This window comes from Methylobacterium aquaticum (assembly GCF_001043915.1).
Lineage (GTDB): Bacteria > Pseudomonadota > Alphaproteobacteria > Rhizobiales > Beijerinckiaceae > Methylobacterium > Methylobacterium aquaticum.
Map to the genome: position 1 here is coordinate 25,155 of NZ_LABX01000018.1, position 18,112 is coordinate 43,266.

Below are 18,112 nucleotides of genomic sequence, written 5' to 3' on the forward strand. Positions count from 1 at the left end.
ACACGATCCGTCATCGCCTGCGCAAGGTCGGCTGGGCCCGCGCGCCCGCGGAATGTCCGCGAGCCTTGCGCAATGTCCGCGGGCTTTCAAGAGGCGACGGGCTGTGCGTCGCAGGGGGTAGACCGTGCCCGGAGCCCGACCCGGCCTCGTCAGGATCAGCGATTCGCCGTGGTGATCGGCGATGCGACGCCGTTGAGCGCCACCCAGGCGAGGCCGTCCTGGCCCTCGCGCTTCACGTAGGTGTAGCCGGTGCGCTGCCAGGGCAGGATCGCGTTGGTCTTGTTGTCGAGAATGTAGTCGCCGCGGTCGGTGCGGACCATCAGCACGGCATGACCCTCGCCGATCTCGTCGATCACCACGGTCATGCGCAGGGCCCGGCGGGCAAGGCCGCGCTCGACCAGCATCCGGCGCTTGAGGAGCTGGTAATCCTCGCAATCGCCCATGCCGTCATCCGGGAAATCCCAGCGGTCGACCACGCCCCAATGGTCCTGGTCGATCATCGGCCGGATCCGGCCGTTGACGCGCCGGTTCACCGCGGTGAGCGTGCGCCACAGGGCCGGCGTCATCGTCACCGTGGTCGGTTCCTGGGTGTCGACGGCGCATTCCGCCGGATAGCGGTTGCAGAAATCCGTCCAGGCGCTCACGGGCTTGGCCGACCCGCCGCGTTCGATCGCCACGCTGGCATCGGGCAGGGCCGCGAGGGTCTGGCTCCGTCCCTGTGCGGTCGCGCCGCCGATCATCAGCAGCGTGCCGAGGAGTCCCAGCTGCGCCGCCCGGGCGCCGCGCTTCAGGAGGCCCTGGCGATCGACATGCCGCATGTCGACATGGCTCGCCCGGCCGAGGCCGTCCAACACTGCCCGCATTGCCCCATCGACTCGTCGCTTGGTTCTCGCATCCAAGCTGCCACGGGGCCGGGCGGCGCTCAACCGAAAAATTTAAACCTCGGTAAACGCCTCCGCCGCACTTTGGTTCCAATTTGATACGCAGATTTTCCAGCTGATTCGGCCCGTCACCGGTTGGCGGTGACGGTCGGCGCCGTCGCGCCACCGAGGGACACCCAGGCGGCCGTGGTCTGCGATTCGCGCTTGATGTAGGTGTAGCCGGTCTTGTGCCAGGGCAGCACGGCGCTGGTCTTGTTGTCGAGGACCAGATCGCCGCGGTCGGTGCGCAGCATCAGCACGGCGTGGCCCTCGCCCTTCTCGTCGATCACCACCGTCATCCGCATCGCGCGGCGCGGCAGGCCGGCCTGGGCGAGCAGCTTGCGCTTGAGCAACTGGAAATCCTCGCAATCGCCCGAGCCGTCCTCGGCGAGGTCCCAGCGGTCCGGCACGCCCCAATGCTCCTGATCGGTGATCGCGCGCAAGCTGGTGTTCACCTGCCGGTTGATGCCGGTGACCGTCTGCCACAGACGCGGGGTCAGCGTGACCTGCGCCGGCTCGGTCACGTCCACCGCGCATTCCGCAGCGTAGCGGGCGCAGAACTCGACCCAGCCGACGATCGGGCGGGCATGGCCGAGATCCGGCGCGCCGGCGCTCGGCACCGGCAGGGCGGCGAGGGTCTGGGCCGTCGCCTCGTCACCTTGGGCCGACACCAGCGCCGCCGACAGCATCGCCGCACCGACCAGAACCCGCTTCACCCGCTGCCCGAAACCCGTGGTCATCTGCGCCATCCCCTTCGTTACGAAGGAGAATGGCCCCCCACCTGCTGGGCCGCGCTGAAATGGATCCGCGCAATTTTATCGATCGGCCCGGCAAGGAGAGGGCCCGGCGGACAGGACCAAGACCTCACTCATCTGGCCCGGTGCATTCACCGGGCCACGTTAGGGGGACGAATACCTTAACCGGACGTTCCGGGCTGGATCGGCGCCTGGTACGACAGGCCCATGTCCCACGGGAAGTAGATCCAGGTGTCCTGGCTCACCTCCGTGACGAAGGTGTCGATCAACGGCCGGCCGGCGGGCTTGGCATAGACGGTGGCGAAATGAGCGCCAGGCAGCATCGCGCGCACGACTTGCGCGGTCTTGCCGGTATCGGTCAGGTCATCGAGGACGAGCACGCCGCGGCCGGACCCGTCGCCGATGGCCCGGATGCTCGGCGCCACGTCCTTGAGCACCTGGAGGGCGCCCTGCTCCTGGTAATCGTGGTAGCTCGCCACGCAGACGGTCTCGACGAGCCGGATGCCGAGTTCGCGCGCCACGATCGCGGCCGGCACCAGCCCGCCGCGGGTGATGCAGACGATGGCCTCGAACGGGCCGGCACCGGCAAGGCGCCAGGCCAGCGCCCGGGCGTCGCGGTGGAACTGGTCCCAGGAAACGGGAAAAGCCTTGTCGCTCGGGGCAGCCATCGTGTCCTCAGTTCCGTTCGGCCTGGAGGCGCGCGATCAGCGCCTCGATCTCGGTGCGTGCGGCGGCGAGCGCCTCGGGCCCGCGACCGCGCACGACGATCTGATTGCGGAAACCCGCAGGCGTCATCGACGGGTAGGAGCCGATCGAGACGCCCGGATGCGCCTTGGCGATGGCCGAGAGCCCCTCGGCGTAGCCGCCCTCCGGCAGGTTGCCGGCCTCGATCGTCTCGGCGGTGACCCGCGCGCCGGTCTTCAGCCGCGGGGCGACCGAATCGAGCATCGCCTGCATGATCGCCGGGACCCCCGCCATCACGATCACGTTCTCGATCATGAAGCCCGGCGCCTTCGAGATCGGGTTCTCGATCAGCGCGGCGCCGAACGGGATGCGGGCCATGCGCAGGCGGGCCTCGTTGAGGTCTTCCGGCTTGATCCGCTCGAGCAGCATCGCCTTCGCCCGCGGATCGACGTCGATCCCGACGCCGACGGCCTGCGCCACGCAATCGGCCGTGATGTCGTCGTGAGTCGGCCCGATGCCGCCGGTGGTGAACAGATAGGTGTAGCGGGTCCGCAGGGCGTTCACCGCCGCCACGATCTCCTCGGCCACGTCCGGCACCACCCGCACCTCGCGCAGGTCGATGCCCGAATTGGTCAGGTACTCGGCGATGTAGCCGATGTTCTTGTCCTTGGTGCGTCCGGACAGGATCTCGTCGCCGATGACCAGGATGGCGGCCGTGACCGGGGCGGGGCTGGCGTCAGACATCGTGCTTCCTCAAGACTGTCCCGCGACCCGGGAACAGTCGGTTGACGCCCGCCTTATCGCGGCCTCCGGGCGCGCTCAAGCGTGACACCTGGGCCCTCGCCGGGTAAGCGCCGGGCATGCCCATCGCCATCCCTTCCCCCTGCGCTTCCCCATGCGCTTCCCCGGCCCGCTGACCGAGGGGCGGCTGGTGCGCCGCTACAAGCGCTTCCTCGCCGATATCGAACTCGCCGACGGCACGCTCGTCACCGCGCATTGCGCCAATCCGGGGGCGATGCTGGGGCTGGCCGCGCCTGGCCGGCCGGTGCTGCTCTCGGCCTCGACCAACCCGGCCCGCAAGCTCGCCTGGTCGTGGGAACTGGTCGAGGCGGACCTGCCGGGCGGGCCGCAATGGGTCGGCATCAACACCGCCCGGCCGAACGCCCTGGTGGCCGAGGCGTTTCACGAGGGGCGCCTGACGCCGCTTGCCGGCGCCACGTCGTGGCGGGCGGGGGGCGCCTATGGCCGGGCGAGCCGCGTCGATTTCCTGGCCGGCGATGCCGCCGGGCCGATTCATGTCGAGGTCAAGAACTGCCACCTGATGCGGGCGCCCGGCCTCGCCGAGTTCCCGGACTGCGTCGCCGCCCGCAGCGCCCGCCACATGGACGAACTGGCCGAAGTGGTGCGCCTCGGCGGCCGTGCCGTGGTGATCTGGGTGGTGCAGATGCGGGCCGAGCGCTTCACCGTCGCGGGCGATCTCGATCCGGCCTTTGCCGCCGCGTTCCGGCATGCGCGGGACGCCGGGGTGGCGGCCCACGCCTTCACGTGCCGGGTCGATGCGACCGAGGTGACGATCGGAACGGAGATTCCGATCGTCGGGTGAGGCATCACCAGCGCCCGGGCGTTGAACCACGGCTGAAGCGGCCGTTGTCGGGCAGACAGGATCCGGCCCTCAGCAGGTCTCGCCGACGTGGTCACCGGTTCGGCGGCAAAAATCTGCGATGACACAGGAACCTAAGCGGACGAAGCGGTGGCCCGCCACCGCAAGTCTGCTAAGGCCGCGCGGTCGGGGAAGCGTCCTCCGCTCGCAAGCGGACACCGTCCCGGGCGGGTCTCGCGGCGGCCAGGACCGGGCCCGCTCCGGCGAGAGATGACGATGGATCGCGAACCAGGATGGCCTACGGTCATGCAGGATTCAATCGCGCGATTGGTTTTTGCGAACATCAAAATTCCCCACGGTAATCTCCGATTAGCCACTCTGATGCATCATGGCGAGATCGGAGAGGACCGCGATCGTGAGCATCAAGAAGCTTTTGTTCTCGTCCATCGTCATGGTCTGCGCGATCGCATGCGGCTTGGCGGCGACGATGGCGCTGGTCCACCGGTCCCGGACCGCGGAGATCGATCGCGGCGCGATCCGCCTCGACGTCGTGCGGGCCCTCGCGGCGATCCCCCAGGCGGTCAACATGGAGCGCGGCCTGTGGAGCCTGCTCCTGACGACGGGCTCCCTGGAGGAGGCGGCCAAGCATGCCGGGCTCGCCGATCTGCGGCGCCGGTCCGACGCGGCCGTGGCGACGCTCCGGCGGGTGGTCGAGGCGTCTGCGACCCTGCCGGAATCCGGCTCCCTTCAGGCGACGGCGCGGGAGATCGAGGCGGGCTACGGGGCGGCCCGCGAACTGGCCCAGGCCCGGCTCGCCCTGCTGGTGGGCCAGCGCGGCGATGCCGAGAGCGCGCTGGCGAAGGTCATGGCGGGCATCAACGACGCCGCCGCCGCGCCCGCCTCGGCCTTGAGCCGCGAGCTCGCCGCGGCCGACGGCAAGGCCCATCGCTGGGTCCTCCTCGCCGCGGCGGCCGGTGAGCTGCGCGACATCGGCGGCCGGCAGGCCGGCTTCCTCCAGAGCTTGGTCGTCGCCCGCAAACCGGTGACGCCGGAGCAGCGGATCGCCTTCTGGACCGCCCAGGGCCGTGTCGACCAGCTGCTCGCCGGACTCGAGAAGGCGGTGGCCGATCCCGGCGCCGGCGAGGCGGTGGCGGCGGCGATGGAGGGCGTGCGGGGCGGCTACGTCCAGACCTTCTCCGCACTCAAGAAGGACCTGCTGCCGCATGTCGATACCGGCGCCTTCCCGCTCGACGGCGCGGCCTATCGCGACCGGGCGATTCCGATGTGGCCGTCGGTGCTGCGGCTGCGCGACACCGCGTTCGACCGCGCCGCCGCCCTCCTGGCGGAGCGTCGCACCGAGGCGGAACGCGGCCTCGGTCTGGCGCTGGCCGCCCTCGCCGCCACGGTCGCGGTCGGGCTCGGCGTGCTGCTTCTGGTGGTCGCGCGGGTGATCCGGCCTCTCGCCGGCATGGCCCAGGCGATCGGCCGGGTGGCCCGGGGCGATCTCGACGTGGCGATCCCCGGTATGGGGCGTCGCGACGAGATCGGCGCGATGGCGGGGGCCGTCGCGGTGTTCAAGGACAGCCTGATGCGCAACCGGGCCCTCGAAGCGGAAGCGGCGTCGACGCGGGCGGGCGCGGAAGCGCGGCGCCGGGCCGACCTGCACCGGATCGCCGACCAGTTCGAGGGCGCGGTGAGCGCGGTCGTCGGCCACGTGGCACAGGCGGCGCACGCCATGCAGGCGACCGCCCAGGCCATGGTGACCACGGCGACGCGGACGGCCGATCACAGCCACGCCGTCGCGGCGGCGGCCGGCCAGACGGCGGCCAACGTGCACACCGTCGCGACCGCGGCCGAGGAGCTGGGCTCGTCGATCGCCGAGATCAGCCGGCAGGTCGACGGTTCGGCCGCGCTCGTGCGCGTCACGGCGGCGGAAGCCGCGCAGACGGTCTCGCTGGTGCAGGACCTGAGCGGCGCGGCGGCCCGGGTCGGCGACGTCGTGGCGCTGATCTCCTCGATCGCCAGCCAGACCAACCTGCTGGCGCTGAACGCCACCATCGAGGCGGCCCGGGCCGGCGCGGCGGGCCGCGGCTTCGCGGTGGTCGCCGCCGAGGTGAAGGAGCTGGCCGGCCAGACCGCCAAGGCGACCGACGAGATCACCAGCCAGATCGCGGCGATTCAAGCCTCGACCGGCCGGGCCGTCGGGGCGATCGACGGGATCACGGCGCGGATCGGGGAGATCAGCGGCGTGGCGAACGCGATCGCGACCGCCGTGCAGCAGCAGGGAGCGGCGACGCAGGAGATCGTCCGCAACGTCGCCGAGGCCGCCGCCGGCACCGGCGAGGTCACCGGCACCATCGGCGCGGTCGCCCGGACCTCCGAGGACACCGGCGCCGCCGCCACCGAGGTCCTGGCCTCGGCCTCGGCGATGTCGCGGCGGACCGGGCAGCTGACCGAGGAGGTGACCCGGTTCCTCGCGACGATCCGGGCGGCATGATCCTTGTGGTGGGGCGGCGCTACGGCGTCGCCGCCACCACGATCCGCGTCCGGCTGATGAAGGCGCGCGGGTCGGCGCCCTGGTGGCCGTAGAGGTCGCGGGTGACCGTCACGCTCTTGCTCCCCAGGGCTTTGCGGCATTCCTCCTTGACGAAGGTCTCGCCGAGCGGGGTCTCGTCGCCGGCGGGCTTGGCCTCGGCGCAGGTCCAGCCGTCATCGCCCCAATGGCTGCGGGCCTGGAGCCCGAGCAGGTGCCCCTTCTTGCGCAGGTAGAGCGGCACCGCGTCGTCGGTCTCGATCACCAGCCCGTCGACCCGGGCGTCGTCACCGACGAGCAGCGTCAGCCGTGCCGGGTGGCCGGCGACCCGGGTGCCGTTGCGCGTGGTGCCGTCGGCATAGGCAAAGCCGATGGCGTGCCGGCCCTTGGCATCCGCCGGGCAGGAGCGCCACTCGCTCCAGCCCGAGAGGGGACGGGCCGGCCCTTCGCGGCAGGCGAGATCGCCATAGCCTTTGCTCGAGATCGCCGAGACCGGCATCCCGACCCGCAGGTCGCGGAGATCCGCGGTCTCGGGCCCGGCGGCGAGCGCCGGCCCGGCGCACAGGAGGGCGGCCAGAGCCGCGAGATCAGTGCGAGACGGTCGGCGCATCGGAGCCCTCCTTCTTGCGGTAGACGTCGCAGGCCCGGGAGGTCGTGCCGAAGAAGGCCGTGCACTCCGCGGCGGTCGGATCGCCCTTGCCCTTGAGTTGGGTGACGACGTAAGTCGCCACCGCATCGATCTCCGCCGGGCGCAAGAACACCGCCGTCTCCGGCGGCATGTTGCCGGCCATGTCGGCCTTCAGCGAATCGTAGCACTTCACCGTCTCGTAGGCGCCGCGCAGGTGGTAGGGCATGCCGGTCCCGGGCCGGCCGCAGCGCACCACCTCGGCGACCTGCTCCTTGTCGAGCTGCGTCTTGCGCAGCGACAGCGCGTCGCCGCCATAGCCGCCGCCGCCGCCGCCATGCCACTTGTGGCAGCCCGAGCAGGCTTTCTTGAACACCGCGAGATCGCCTTCGCCCGCAGCCGTCCGGGCGCCCTGCGCCCAGGCTGGACCGCAGGCGAGCGCGAGGCCGGCGAGCACAGCCGGCAACACCGTTTTCCGCATCCGTCAAAACCTCGTGCGCGGCGGGGCACTGATGCGCCCCGCCTGGACTGACATCGATTCAGAGCGCGAAGACGTAGAGCATCGAGCCGGTCTGGATGTTCTTCAGCTCCGGGGTCGAGTCGATGAACCACTTGTCCCAGGCGCCGCCGAGGCCGACCAGGATCGCGACATATTGCTTGCCGTCGACCGTGAAGGTCATCGGCGGGGCGTTGACGCCGCTGCCGGTGCGGAACTCCCACAGCTTGTCGAGGCTCTTGGCGTCCAGCGCCATCACCCCGCCGGACGGCTCGCCGGTGAAGACGAGGTCCGGCGTCGCCAGCATGCCGCCCAGCAGCGGGAACGGGGTCTCGTGCTTGCCCGCGACCTTGCCGGTCTTCACGTCGATCGCCGTCACGCTGCCGGTGATGCGGAACGGCTGGCTCGGCCCGCCGCCGGTGAAGAACTCGCGGGGCTTGAGGTTCGCTTGCGTCATCGCCTCGTGGGTGACGCGGTTGCAGCTCTCGATGACCGGGATGTACCAGTATTGCAAATTCGGGTTATAGGCGGTCGGCGGCCAGTTCTTGCCGCCCATGTTGCCCGGGCAGAAATCAGCGTTCTTGTTCTCGGCCGAAGGCGTCGCCGCAGGGTTGTAGCGCTGCACGTCCTTGGTCGGGTCGTACTCGAACGGCTTGCCGGTATCGGGGTTGATGCCCTTGGTCCAAGTCACCTTCTTGACGAAGGGCGTCGCCCAGACGAATTGGCCGTTGGTGCGGTCGACCGCATAGGCGAAGCCGTTGCGATCGGCCTCGATGGCGAGCTTGCGGCCATTGGCATCGACCAGCAGGTTCTCCGACACGCTGTCGTAGTCGTAGGGATCGTTCGGCGTGTGCTGGAAGTGCCACTTGATCTTGCCGGTCGTGGCATCGAGGGCCAGCGTCGAGTCGGTGTAGAGGTTGTCGCCCGGCCGGTAGGCATTGTCCCAGTCCGGGCCCGGATTGCCGACGCCCCAGACGATCGTGTCGGTGTCGGGATCGTAGGTGCCGGTGACCCAGGTCGAGCCGCCGCCGCTGACCGCCGCGTTGTTCGGGCCCTTCCAGGTCTCATAGCCGGGCTCGCCCTTGCCCGGGATGGTGTGGGTGCGCCAGACCTCCTTCTCGGTCTTCAGGTCGGTGGCGGCGATCCAGCCGCGGATGCCGTATTCGGCGCCGCCGACGCCGGAGATCGCCATCCCCTTCACGATGAGCGGCGCGCCCGTGATGGTCTCGCCCTTGTCGGGATCGGCGACCTGGCGCTGCCAGGCGACCTGACCGGTCTCCTTGTTGGTGGCGATCAGGCGCCCGTCGAGGGTGTGGCTGACCACGAGGTCGCCCCAGAGCGCGACGCCGCGGTTGTTGACGCCGCAGCAGGCGACCGCGCCGGCCCATTCCCGGTCGGTCTTCGGGTCCATCTTCCAGACGAGCTTGCCCTCGCCGCCATGGGTGTCGATCTTGTAGACCGAGCCCCACCCGTCGGTGACGTACATCATGCCGTTCTCGACGATCGGCGTCCCTTCGAGCCCGCCATGGCTCCAGATGCCGCCGGACTCGATGCCGCCGAGCGCCATCGTCCAGGCGACCTTGAGGTTCTTGACGTTGCCCTTGTTGATCTGGCTCAGCGTCGAGTAGCGGTGGCCGGCGAAGTTCTTGTGGTGCTGGATCCAGTTGCCCTCCTCCTTGTCGGCGTTCAGCAGGCGTTCCTGCGTGACGCCGCTCTCGGCCGCGCGGGCCGGGGCGAGGGAGAGGGTGCCGGCCATCAGGGCGGCGACGGAGGTCGCGGCAAGGATGCGTCGCGCCGTGCGGGGCGTCGTCATGGGTCTCTCCTCCAGGCGGCCTTATGGTTTGTCGTCGCCTCGGCGCGGGCCGCCTCGCGGCCGGGCGTGGTTTGGTGTGCGGTGGCTCAGCCGAGTCGGGTGGCACGACTCATCGCAGCTTCTTGTCTTTGCGTCATGTTCGCCGCCGAGCCGATGAGCGCGGCGGCGCATGACGTTCAGCGGGACGCGCGGACCTCGACCGGCACGTCCATCGCGCCGGCCTTGCGGAAGCTCGCCTGGCAGGTGAAGCGCTCGCCCGCGGCCAGCGGCTGGCGGGTCTGGAGCAGCATGACGTGCATGCCCTCGGGGGTCAGGGCGGTCTCGCCCGCGGCCTTGACGGGAATGGTCTGAACCGGACGTTTCGAGGGCGGACCCTCGCCGCCCTTGTCGACCGTGACCCGCTCGCTGAAATTCGCAAAGGGGCAGCGCAAGCGCACCAGGGCATCGGCCTCGGATGCGCGGTTCATCACCGTCAGGTGGAGCGGGATGTCGGCTCCGACCTTTGCCGTGGGCGCAACGAAGGCATGCACCACGTCGATATCGCCGGCCATGGCCGGGACACAGACGAGAAACAAGGCAACGGCCACGCTCGCAGCACGATTCCAGAAATAAACCCGTCGCGTCATCAGCGGCATGGCGTTGCCGTGATGGCATGGTCGAGCGGCATGGATGCTGGCATCCACTCTCCTCCCTCTTGCATCAGCTTCGCCTTTTCGCGGCGAATTGGGTGAGAGGGTAGCCGGCGCCGATGGTCCGTCAAGATCGAAGAATAAGAGGCTTCTGAAAAGTTGCCCGCGACCGATGCGGCAGGGCCTGGGGTTGGCGCCCCTCCCGCTCGGCCGGGAGCCGGGTTAAGGTCGGTGATTCGAAACGCCCGGATGGGAGGATGAGATGGCCGAGAGCGGGTCAGACGCGCCGCCGACAAGGGGCCGTTTCGACATCGGGGCGATCGCCGCCGCCTTGCCCGAGAGCGCGACCACGATGCTGGTCGACACCTACCTGACAGACCGGCCGGCGGCGAGCGCCCGGGTGTTTCGCGTCTACCGACCGACGCCGGCGCATTACCACGAGGGCTGCGACGAATATCTCTACGTGCTGTCCGGCCGCGGCACGTTCTGGATCGGTGATGCCTCCGACGAGGCGGAATTCGGCCCGGGTCAGCTCCTTGTCTTCGAGCGCGGCGTCGTCCACGCCCTGCCGCGCCTGATCGAGGAGCCGGTGGTGTTCCTCTCCGTCGACACGCCCCGGCGCGCCCCGACCGACGTGATCTTCGTCGATCCCGGCACCGGCACGGCGCAGAGCTTCATGGCCCGCAACGCTCACCGCGCCGATCCGGCTTGACCTGCCGGGCTCCGCCCGCGATGCACGGCGCATAACAAGCGGGAGGACACGCCATGATGGGCGAGAGCAAGGTCGCGCTGGTCACCGGCGCGGCGCGGGGCATCGGGCTGGCGGCGGCGCAACTCTTCCTCGACGAGGGGTGGCGCGTCGCGCTCCTCGACATCGACGGAGCGGCGCTGGAACAGGCGGTGGCCGCGCTCGGCCGGCCCGACGACACCCTGGCGCTGACCGCCGACGTCGCCGAAGCCGAGGCGGTCGCGCAGGCCGTCGCCGCGGTCGAGGCCCGGTTCGGCCGGCTCGATGCGCTGGTCAACAACGCCGGCACCGCGGTGTTCAAGCCGCTCCTCGACACCAGCCCCGCCGAGTGGGCCCGGGTGCTTGCCGTCAATCTCACCGGCCCGTTCCTGTTCGTGCAGGCGGCGGCTCCCCTGATGGCGCGGAGCGGCGGCGGCGCGGTCGTTAACATCACGTCGATCTCAGGCCAGCGCGCCTCGACCCTGCGGGTCGCCTACGGCACCAGCAAGGCCGCGCTGAAGCACCTGACGAAGCAGCAGGCGGTGGAACTCGCGCACCTGAACATCCGGGTCAATGCCGTGGCGCCGGGGCCGGTCGACACCGCCATGGCGAAGAAGGTCCACAGCGCGGCGATCCGCGCCGATTACCACGACGCCGTCCCGCTCAACCGCTACGGCCTGGAGCGCGAGATCGCCGACGCCATCGTCTACCTGTGCGGTCCACGGGCGAGCTACGTCACCGGCCAGACCCTGGCGGTGGATGGCGGCTTCGATGCGGCCGGGATCGGGCTGCCGACCCTGCGGCGTGACCTCGCGGCCCTCTGATACCATCGGCCCAAGATGCTGACGCATCGGGCCGATGAACCATCTCAAATTTTCGATGCCAAGCCAGAGGCTTGGCGAAAATTCGCGAACGGAACCAAAGGTCGTTTCCAACGACCGTTGGTATGACACGCACGCTGTTTGCACGCACGCTGTTTGCCGGTCCAGCCATCGGCAGGGCGAGATCGTTCGAGCTGGGTCCGGTGCTGCTGGCGGCGCCGCGCCGTCGCGGGCCCGACGGCCCGGGCCGAGGACATCCCCTCGACACGATCGCCGTCGCCTCGCCGAAGACCGATCGCGGCGGCGCGGAGCTGAGCCTCCTATCCCTTCTGCGGCCGCAGCACGCCATCGCTGGTCTTCGGGTCCGGCGCCGGGGCGCTCGGCCGCACGGTGCCGGTCGCATCCGTGTCGCCCGGGCGGACGCGCTCGGGCGGGGTCTCGTGGGGGGGCGGCATGTTGGGGGTCTGCTCGCGGCTGCGCTGCGGCGTGTCCGTGACCTGCGCCACAACGGGCGAGGCGGCCAGGACGGCGAGCAGGATGAGGCGGTGGATGCCACGGGTCATCGGGCTCTCCTGCGAAAGGTGGCGTGCAGTCTTGCCGAAGCAATCGCCACACGCCGGATCCGGTTCCCGCCCGATCAGCGCAGGGCGAGCATCCCCACCACCGCATCGCCGACCATCCGCTTGTGGCGCGCGCGCAAATCGGGCGCGCCGAGATCGACGGAAAAAATCGCCCCGAAGGTGTGCCGGTTCGAGACCCGGAAGAAGCACAGGGCGCTGATCATCAGGTGCACGTCGAGGGGATCGACATCCGGCCGGAACAGGCCCTCGCGCTGGCCGCGGGCGATGATGTCGGTGATCGTCTGGATCACCCCGAGATTGAGCCCGCGGATCGTCTCCGATCCCGCCAGGTGCTCGGCCCGGTGGATGTTCTCGATCGCCACGAGGCGGATGAAGTCCGGATGGGCCTCGTCATAGTCGAAGGTGAACTCGACGAGCCGGCGGATCGCCTCGGCCGGGCTCACGTTGCCGAGATCGAGATCGGCCTCGACCTGGCGGATATCGGCATAGGCTTTCTCCAGCACTGCGAGGTACAGGCCCTCCTTGCCGCCGAAGTAGTAGTAGATCATCCGCTTCGACGTGCGGGTGCGCTCCGCGATGGCGTCCACGCGCGCGCCGCTGAGCCCGAAGGCGGCGAATTCCTCCGTGGCGACCGCCAGGATGTCGGCCTTGGTCCGCTCGGGATCCTTGATGCGGGAGGAGGCGCGGGGCGTGACGGCGTCCATGGGTCGAACACTTCGGCGGGCGGGGGAGGGCGGCCGGGATGGGTGCTCTACCATCCCGGCCGCTCCGGCGCATCGGCTCGCGCCGGGATGTTGGTTACGCCAGCTCGTCGTCCAGCACCTCGCGGGCCCAGCGGAAGGCGCCGTTCGCCGCCGGCACGCCGGCATAGATCGCGGTCTGGATCAGCAGCGCCTGCAACTCGGACGGGGTGACGCCGTTGCGCAGGGCCGGGCGGATATGGAGCTTGAACTCCTCCTCGCGGCCGAGCGCCACCATCATGGCGAGCGTCACGAAGGAGCGGGTCTTCCACGGGATGCGCGGGTCGCCCCAAACCTCGCCCCAGGCAGTGCGGGTGATGAAGTCCTGCCACGGCCCCGCGAAGTCGCCGGCCGCGGCCAGCGAGCGCGCGACATGGGCCTCGCCGAGCACGCTCTTGCGGTTGGAAAGCCCGGTCTCGAACGCCACCGCGCCGGTCGCCGCCTCGGGCGCCCCGCGGTGACGGTCGAGGAAGCCGAGGAGGTGGGCGGCACTGGCCGCCGGCTGCTCGACGGCGAGGAGATGGGCGGCGTTCGGCAGCACCACCAGCTCGGCGTGGCGGATGCCGTCGCAGATCTCCTGCGCCATGGCGGGCGGCGTCGCCGGGTCGTCGCGCCCGGCGATCACCAGGGTCGGGGCGGTGATGCGGTTCAGGACCGGCCGCAGGTCCATGCGGCCGATCGCGTTGCAGCACACGGCATAGCCGGCGGAATCCGTGCCGGTGAACTGCTGGCGCACCGGTGCCACCGCCTCAGGAGCCTTGGCCGGGAAGTCGGGCGTGAACCAGCGGGTCATCGTCGCCTCGACGATCGCCGCGGTGCCCTTCTCCCGCACCAGCGCGGCGCGCTCGTTCCAGGACGCCTCGCTCGGCATGAAGGCGGCGGTGGCCATCAGGGTCAGGCTGATGATCCGGTCGGGATGGCGGCTCGCCGCCGCCTGTCCGGTCATGCCGCCGAGCGACAGCCCGACCACGTGGGCACGGGGGATCTGAAGCGCATCGAGCAGGCCGATCAGATCCTCGGCCAGGTCCGCGATCTCGATCTGGGCGTCCCGCACCTGCGAGGCGCCATGACCGCGTGTGTCGTAGCGCAGCACCCGGTAGCGGCCGCGCAAGAGCGGCACCAGCGGGTCCCACATCGCCAGCGAGGTGCCGAGCGAGTTGGAGAAGACCACCACCGGCGCGCCGCTCGGGCCGGAGATCTCGTAGTTCAGACGGGTACCGTTGGCCTCGATCTGGGGCATGGGAACCTCGGGTTCAAGCGGAGTGCAGGAAGGCGGCAAGGCGCGACACCTCGGCGAGCGCCCGGTCGGCGGTGCGGGCCCCGGCCCGGATGGCGGGGGTCAGGTCGAAGGCGGCGTCGAGATCGGCGCCCGCTGCCTCGGGCCGGGTGCGCAGAACCTCCTGGAGCGAGCCCTGCCCGTCGCGGACGGCGCCGGCGGCCGCCTCGACCAGGGCGTGGGCGGCCTTGGCGCCGATCACCGGGCTGAGCCGGCCCGCCGCGGCATCGGCGAAGAGGAGACCTTGCGTCACGTCGATGGTGCGGCGCATCCGCTCCGGGTCGGGCACCAGCCCCTGGGCGAGGCCACGCGCCTCGCGCAAGGCGCCCGAGGCGAGGCCGAACAGGGTCGGCAGGGCGTGCCACTCGGCGTGCCAGGCGCCGGCCGGGCGCTCGTGGGCCGCCGCCATCCCGTCGAGAAGGATCAAGCTCGTGCCCTTGGCGGCGCCGAAGGCAGAAAGAATCACCGTCGAGGAGACGGGATTGCGCTTGTGCGGCATGGCCGAGGAGCCGCCGCGGCCCGGCACGTAGGGCTCCGCCACCTCACCGACCTCGGTTGTGGCGAGATGCGCCACGTCGGTGGCGAATTTGGCGAGCGCCCCCATCAGGAGGGCGAGCCACGACCCGGTCTCGGCGATGCGGGCGCGCCGCGTGTGCCAGGGCGCGAGGTCGGGGTGGAGACCGAGGGCCGCCGCGAATCCGTCGCCGACCGCTTCCGCTGTCTCGCCGAGGCCGGCGAGCGTGCCGACGGGGCCGCCGAGGGAGGCGGTGAGCACCCGCTCGCGCAAGGAGGGCAGCAGGGCCGCCACCTCGGCGATGCCGAGCGCCCAGATCGCCACCTTGAAGCCGAAGGTGACCGGCGCCGCGTGCTGGCCGTAGGTGCGCCCGACGCAGGGCGTCTCGCGGTGCTGGCGGGCGAGCCCCGAGAGACCGTCGAGGATCGCCTTCAGGTCCGCCGCGACGAGGTCGAGGGCGTCGCGGACCTGGAGCACCAGGGCGGTATCGGCGATGTCCTGGGTGGTGGTGGCCTTGTGGAAGGCGGGTTCCAGCTCCGGGGGAAGCGCCCCCTGCACCGCCTTGACGAAGGGGATCACCGGCACGCCCGCGACGGCAGTGCGCCGGCCCAAAGCCGCCGGATCGAGCGCCTTCGGGGCCATGCCTTCGATGGCGGGGGCAAGGGAGGCCGGCACCAGGCCGGCCTCGGCTTGCGCCCGGGCGAGGGCCGCCTCGGCCCGCAGCATCGCCGCCACCCGGGCCTCGTCGGCGAAGACGGAGCGCATCGCATCCGTGGCGAAGAGGGGCCCGAGCAGGGCGGAGTCGAGGGCCGAGAGCGTCATCGGATCAGGCCGCGGGCTTGATGTGGAGGAGGGCGCGCGCCTCCGCCGGGGTCGCGACCGTGCGGTTGTGGCGGGTCACCATCTCGGCGGCCAGCGAGACCAGCTCGGCATTGCTCGCGGCCAGGCGGTCCTTGGTCACCCGGACGTTGTCCTCGAGCCCGGTCCGCACCGCATCCGCCCCGCGGGCGAGCGCCCAGCCCATCACGCGGGCCTGCTCGCGGCCGATGCCGGCGGCGGTCCAGGTCGCGCCCGGGATCACGCGCTTGGTCTCGGCGAGCAGGATGTCGAGCAGGTGCTCGTCCGCCGGCATCGCGTTCTTCACGCCCATCACGAACTGGACGTGGGGATGGGCGTCGATCAGCCCGTCCTCGATCAGACGCTTGGCGCCGTGGATGTGGGAGAGATCGAAGATCTCGATCTCGGGCCGGATGCCATGCGTGTGCATCGACCCGGCGAGGTCGTTCACCAGGGTGGCGTGGTTCTCGTAGACGATGGTCGGGAAGTTGACCGAGCCGGTCGAGAGCGAGGCCATGTCGGGCCGGTGCACCAGCGAGAGGCCGCGCGCGCTCGGATCACGGCCGCGGCCGCCGGTCGAGAACTGCACGATCATGCCGGGGCAGTGCTTGCGCACGCCCTCCTGGACGGCGGCGAACTTGTCCGGGTCGGAGGAGGGCGACTCGTCGTCGTTGCGGACGTGGATATGGACCAGGGTGGCGCCGGCTTGATAAGCCTGATGGGTGGATTCGATTTGCTCGGCGACGGTGGTGGGGACCGCCGGGTTGTCCTTCTTGCGCGGCACCGATCCGGTGATCGCGACCGCGATGACGACGGGGTTCATGGTGGTTTCCTCAGTGATGATGGTCGTGCGTGCCGGGGTACTCCACCCTCCAGGTCATTCCGGAGTCGCGTCGCGGAGCCCGAAATCCAGAAACTCAGGTCTTTGAGAAGTCCGCGGAACGCGATCCGCTCGCTTCAGCACCATCGACGGTTCTGGATCCCGGGCTCCGCTGCGCGTCCCCGGGATGACGCGGAAGGCTTCAATCGCCGCGGCGTCGTGCTGTTTCACGTTTTACCGGGTCGATCTCACACGTCGAAGAAGACGGTCTCGTTCGGGCCCTGCAAGTGGATGTCGAAGACGTAGACGGTCTTGCCGTCCCGCTCCTCGCGGTTCGCCAGCAGGCTGTCGCGCTGCTGGCCGCGCTCGACGAGGTTCAGCACCGGGTCGTCGGCATTCGCTGCCGCCTCGTCGGCGAAGTAGAGCCGGGTCTGGAGACCGATATTGATGCCGCGGGCGGCGATCCAGAGGTTGATGTGGGGCGCCATCGGTCGGTGGCCTTTCCGGCCGACGACCGGGCCGGGCTTCACCGTCTCGAAGTGCCACAGGCCGGTCTCGAAATCCGAGCCGGTGCGGCCCCAGCCCCGAAAACCCTCGTCGAGGGGCTTGCCCTCCTGACGGTCGGCCGGGTGGTTGTAGCGGCCGGCGGCGTTGGCCTGCCAGATCTCGATCAGCACGTCGCGCACGGGCACGCCGGCGCCGTCGAAGACCCGGCCCTCGATGCGGATCCGCTCGCCCGCGGTGTCGGGGTCGGTCAGCACGTTGGTGAAGTTGGTCTCGAAGATGTCGAAGCCGGCCTGTTTCGGGATCAGCCCGATATGGACGTAGGGGCCCGCGGTCTGGGACGGCGTTTCCTGGAGGCGGACGGGAAGCGGCTGGACCATCGTCTCAGTTCCCCTGAAGCTTGTTCTCGAACAGCGTCTGCTGGCGGCCGCGCAGCACGATGTCGAACTTATAGGCGAGCATGTCGAGCGGCACCGCGGCGCCGAGGTCGAGGGGGGCGATCAGCCGTTCGGCCGCCGAGCGGTCGGGAATCCCGAGCACCATCGGGTCGCGCCAGATCAGCGGATCGCCTTCGAAGTACATCTGGGTGATGAGGCGCTGGGCGAAGCCGGAGCCGAACACCGAGAAGTGGATATGGGCCGGGCGCCAGGAATTGAGGTTGTTGCGCCAGGGATAGGGCCCGGGCTTGATCGTGCGGAAGTAGTAGAAGCCGTTTGCGTCGGTGATCGTCCGGCCGCAGCCGCCGAAATTCGGGTCGATCGGGGCGAGGTAGCGGTCGTTGCGGTGGCGGTAGCGCCCGCCCGCATTGGCCTGCCAGAACTCGACCAGGGTGTGGGGTATGCCCCGGCCGTTCTCGTCGCGGACATGGCCGTGGACGAAGATCCGCTCGCCGATCGGCTCGCCCTCGCGGGCGTAGTTGAGGATCAGGTCGTTGTCGAGCGGGCCGAGTTCGGAGTGGCCGAAGGCCGGGCCGGTCACCTCCGACAGGGAGGATTGCAGCGAGATCATCGCCCGGCGCGGCGAGCGCAGCACGCTGGTCTTGTAGTCCGGCGTGAAGGCCGGCGGGTGGATCGAACGGTCCCGTTGCAGGAACTCGCTGTCGGCGTCGGTCATCGTCTCCTCCTGGAGGCCCGTCGGGGCCGTGGCAGGTCGTGCGAGGGGTGATCCTCGGTGGCTCTTGCTGGCCCGGTCGTTCGACGTGCCCGCGGGACTTACCACCGTCCCGGGGGCCGAGCCA

The 18,112-nt window shown here is 70.3% G+C and carries 19 protein-coding genes; 4 read left to right on the top strand and 15 right to left on the bottom strand.

The annotated features are described in order from the left end of the window. Positions 1 to 155 precede the first annotated feature (155 nt). The 4 genes from VP06_RS02355 to VP06_RS02370 form a co-directional block, all read right to left on the bottom strand. Positions 156 to 863 (bottom strand): transglutaminase-like cysteine peptidase, encoded by a 708-nt coding sequence (locus tag VP06_RS02355; RefSeq protein ID WP_048462229.1) that lies wholly within the window; start codon positions 861 to 863, stop codon positions 156 to 158. A 146-nt stretch (positions 864 to 1,009) separates the two neighbouring features. After that, entirely contained in the window at positions 1,010 to 1,660 is a 651-nt protein-coding gene (locus tag VP06_RS02360) for a transglutaminase-like cysteine peptidase (RefSeq protein WP_048462276.1), read from the bottom strand. A gap of 176 nt (positions 1,661 to 1,836) precedes the next feature. Next, positions 1,837 to 2,343, bottom strand: a complete 507-nt coding sequence (gene gpt / locus VP06_RS02365; RefSeq protein ID WP_048462230.1) for a xanthine phosphoribosyltransferase — start codon at positions 2,341 to 2,343, stop codon at positions 1,837 to 1,839. A 7-nt stretch (positions 2,344 to 2,350) separates the two neighbouring features. After that, positions 2,351 to 3,103, bottom strand: a complete 753-nt coding sequence (locus VP06_RS02370) for a competence/damage-inducible protein A (protein WP_048462231.1) — start codon at positions 3,101 to 3,103, stop codon at positions 2,351 to 2,353. Positions 3,104 to 3,254: 151 nt separating this feature from the next. Between VP06_RS02370 and sfsA the strand changes: the two genes are divergently transcribed. Both sfsA and VP06_RS34290 read left to right on the top strand, forming a co-directional pair. Beyond that, on the top strand, positions 3,255 to 3,962 hold the full coding sequence (sfsA, locus tag VP06_RS02375; protein ID WP_048462232.1) for a DNA/RNA nuclease SfsA: 708 nt from the start codon (positions 3,255 to 3,257) through the stop codon (positions 3,960 to 3,962). Between the two features lie 412 nt (positions 3,963 to 4,374). After that, positions 4,375 to 6,456, top strand: a complete 2,082-nt coding sequence (locus VP06_RS34290) for a methyl-accepting chemotaxis protein (protein WP_048462277.1) — start codon at positions 4,375 to 4,377, stop codon at positions 6,454 to 6,456. 19 nt (positions 6,457 to 6,475) lie between these two features. Here VP06_RS34290 and VP06_RS02385 read toward each other — a convergent pair whose 3' ends face one another. The 4 genes from VP06_RS02385 to VP06_RS02400 all read right to left on the bottom strand — a co-directional run bounded on the left by VP06_RS02385 (position 6,476) and on the right by VP06_RS02400 (position 10,061). Next, entirely contained in the window at positions 6,476 to 7,102 is a 627-nt protein-coding gene (locus tag VP06_RS02385; protein WP_053081496.1) for a hypothetical protein, read from the bottom strand. Then, the gene (locus VP06_RS02390; RefSeq protein WP_425350875.1) at positions 7,080 to 7,586 is read right to left on the bottom strand and encodes a c-type cytochrome; all 507 of its coding nucleotides are present in this window, start codon (positions 7,584 to 7,586) and stop codon (positions 7,080 to 7,082) included. The genes VP06_RS02385 and VP06_RS02390 overlap by 23 nt, the downstream gene beginning before the upstream one ends. Before the next feature lie 70 nt (positions 7,587 to 7,656). Beyond that, positions 7,657 to 9,369, bottom strand: coding sequence for a PQQ-dependent dehydrogenase, methanol/ethanol family (locus VP06_RS02395; RefSeq protein ID WP_048462279.1), 1,713 nt, complete (start codon positions 9,367 to 9,369; stop codon positions 7,657 to 7,659). 233 nt (positions 9,370 to 9,602) lie between these two features. Next, a complete protein-coding gene (locus VP06_RS02400; RefSeq protein ID WP_245291015.1) occupies positions 9,603 to 10,061 on the bottom strand; it encodes a copper chaperone PCu(A)C in 459 nt (152 codons plus the stop codon). A 256-nt stretch (positions 10,062 to 10,317) separates the two neighbouring features. Between VP06_RS02400 and VP06_RS02405 the strand changes: the two genes are divergently transcribed. Together VP06_RS02405 and VP06_RS02410 are read left to right on the top strand one after the other, a co-directional pair. Further along, positions 10,318 to 10,767 (top strand): cupin domain-containing protein, encoded by a 450-nt coding sequence (locus VP06_RS02405; protein ID WP_048462234.1) that lies wholly within the window; start codon positions 10,318 to 10,320, stop codon positions 10,765 to 10,767. Between the two features lie 53 nt (positions 10,768 to 10,820). After that, the gene (locus VP06_RS02410; protein ID WP_048462235.1) at positions 10,821 to 11,606 is read left to right on the top strand and encodes an SDR family NAD(P)-dependent oxidoreductase; all 786 of its coding nucleotides are present in this window, start codon (positions 10,821 to 10,823) and stop codon (positions 11,604 to 11,606) included. Positions 11,607 to 11,923: 317 nt separating this feature from the next. Here VP06_RS02410 and VP06_RS02415 read toward each other — a convergent pair whose 3' ends face one another. The 7 genes from VP06_RS02415 to pcaH all read right to left on the bottom strand — a co-directional run bounded on the left by VP06_RS02415 (position 11,924) and on the right by pcaH (position 17,988). Further along, positions 11,924 to 12,166: a hypothetical protein gene (locus VP06_RS02415; protein ID WP_048462236.1), complete on the bottom strand. Its 243-nt coding sequence runs from the start codon at positions 12,164 to 12,166 to the stop codon at positions 11,924 to 11,926. A 74-nt stretch (positions 12,167 to 12,240) separates the two neighbouring features. Further along, positions 12,241 to 12,888 (bottom strand): TetR/AcrR family transcriptional regulator, encoded by a 648-nt coding sequence (locus tag VP06_RS02420; protein ID WP_048462237.1) that lies wholly within the window; start codon positions 12,886 to 12,888, stop codon positions 12,241 to 12,243. 94 nt (positions 12,889 to 12,982) lie between these two features. Then, a complete protein-coding gene (gene pcaDC, locus VP06_RS02425) occupies positions 12,983 to 14,164 on the bottom strand; it encodes a bifunctional 3-oxoadipate enol-lactonase/4-carboxymuconolactone decarboxylase PcaDC (RefSeq protein WP_048462238.1) in 1,182 nt (393 codons plus the stop codon). A gap of 13 nt (positions 14,165 to 14,177) precedes the next feature. Beyond that, entirely contained in the window at positions 14,178 to 15,536 is a 1,359-nt protein-coding gene (locus VP06_RS02430) for a lyase family protein (RefSeq protein WP_048462239.1), read from the bottom strand. A gap of 4 nt (positions 15,537 to 15,540) precedes the next feature. Further along, positions 15,541 to 16,374 carry a 3-oxoadipate:acetyl-CoA acetyltransferase gene (locus VP06_RS02435; RefSeq protein ID WP_048462240.1) on the bottom strand — a complete coding sequence of 278 codons (834 nt, stop codon included), beginning with the start codon at positions 16,372 to 16,374 and terminating at the stop codon, positions 15,541 to 15,543. Positions 16,375 to 16,619: 245 nt separating this feature from the next. After that, positions 16,620 to 17,255 (bottom strand): protocatechuate 3,4-dioxygenase subunit alpha, encoded by a 636-nt coding sequence (gene pcaG, locus VP06_RS02440; protein WP_048462241.1) that lies wholly within the window; start codon positions 17,253 to 17,255, stop codon positions 16,620 to 16,622. Positions 17,256 to 17,259: 4 nt separating this feature from the next. Beyond that, positions 17,260 to 17,988 (bottom strand): protocatechuate 3,4-dioxygenase subunit beta, encoded by a 729-nt coding sequence (gene pcaH / locus VP06_RS02445; RefSeq protein ID WP_048462242.1) that lies wholly within the window; start codon positions 17,986 to 17,988, stop codon positions 17,260 to 17,262. Positions 17,989 to 18,112 lie beyond the last annotated feature (124 nt).